Source organism: Roseibium sp. AWQ4_254 (assembly GCF_056161025.1).
The window spans coordinates 1-1297 of record NZ_JBSWYH010000080.1 but is presented as its reverse complement, the minus strand read 5'-3'; the positions used below and the strand labels follow the sequence as shown (position 1 = coordinate 1297).

Sequence of the window (1297 nt, the reverse complement as noted above, 5' to 3'; positions counted from 1 at the left end):
TGCTAGTTTTAGGATTTTTGACATAGCATGTTCGTCGTTTCGTACGTCCATCGAAAAGCGTTCAAGGAATTCATCCAAAGAAATCTCATTCTGATTGAGTTTTATAATCAGTTGTTGATCAGCTTTCCGCATTTAAGGCCTCATTCGACTAAGGAACACGTTTGAAGGACACGATGTGTTGATTAAGCGTCTCCGACACTCACCCTGTGCCAAAGTTACTATTGAAATTTTGCTTTTCGATCTTGAATTGAGCAAACCCTCGGCTGGACCAGCCTGAGCGACTTGTCGGCATATTAGGGTTCGTACTATGCAGCCTTTTCCCGGGTGCACGAACACCCAGCCCTGCAAGTTGTTGAGTTGTACCTGGCGAGATAAACTGTGTCAGTTGCGGATCGTAGTACTTGACATTCAGATTGGTAATACATAGCGCAATTGATGATGACCTATTTGACCGCGCTCGATATAAGAAGGGCTTTTGGCTTTGAAAGCCGGTCGACCGCTCGTTAACAAAATGGTCTCTTCGCTTTCCTCTTCGGACTTCAAAAAGTGAACGAAGCATGAAAATAGTCCTGTTTAAGGGGAAATACTAACCGGCATTATTTGTTTCGAAGGTCCTCTTGATTGATATTTCTTACTTTAAGGTGCGAGTAAACACCTTCGGGACAAATTGAATGCAACATGTTTTTCAGAGTGATTTTAAAACAATGACCACAAAACCAAAACGCCAGATCAGAGCCACATTTGACCAGAAAATTGTTCGTGTCTACCAAGCTTATTCGGACGAGATTGCTGAGTCAGCAATAGAAAACCAGAAATTTGAATCTCCACCATTTAAGATGACGCGAATGACTTGGATTAAGCCGTCGTTTTTGTGGATGATGTATAGATCCAATTGGGCAACTAAAGACCTAAATCAAAAACGAATTTTGGCGATCGATATTACGCATGAAGGCTTTCAATGGGCTTTGACCAACAGTTGCCTCAGTAGCCATTCGAGGGAGCTAGAGCTAACTAAAGAAGAGTGGTGTCAACAAAAGAACAATTCTCAAGTACGAATACAATGGGATCCGGAACGCGATATTCATTTGAAGAAACTAGATTACAGAACCATCCAGGTTGGACTTTCTGGCGACGCAGTGAAACGTTACACCAACGATTGGATAGTGAGGATAGTTGATCAAACCGCACTTGCACGCAAAATCAAAGAGCTGGACACCCGCAAAAACCTCGCCATTGGAGGTGATTTCTGATTCACTTCGATCATGGAGGTGTTTTCATGGATCCGAGCAGTCTTTTC

General features: G+C 42.8%; 1 protein-coding gene. It reads left to right on the top strand.

Features of this window, described 5'->3' with window-relative positions; translation table 11 throughout:
- Positions 1-671 precede the first annotated feature (671 nt).
- Positions 672-1250: a DUF4291 domain-containing protein gene (locus tag ACXAIC_RS24690; protein ID WP_475187077.1), complete on the top strand. Its 579-nt coding sequence runs from the start codon at positions 672-674 to the stop codon at positions 1248-1250.
- Positions 1251-1297 lie beyond the last annotated feature (47 nt).

What these genes read in the sequence shown, in the direction of transcription:
- ACXAIC_RS24690 (WP_475187077.1), top strand. Translation starts at nt 672, where the DNA reads ATGCAACATGTTTTTCAGAGTGATTTTAAAACAATGACCACAAAACCA.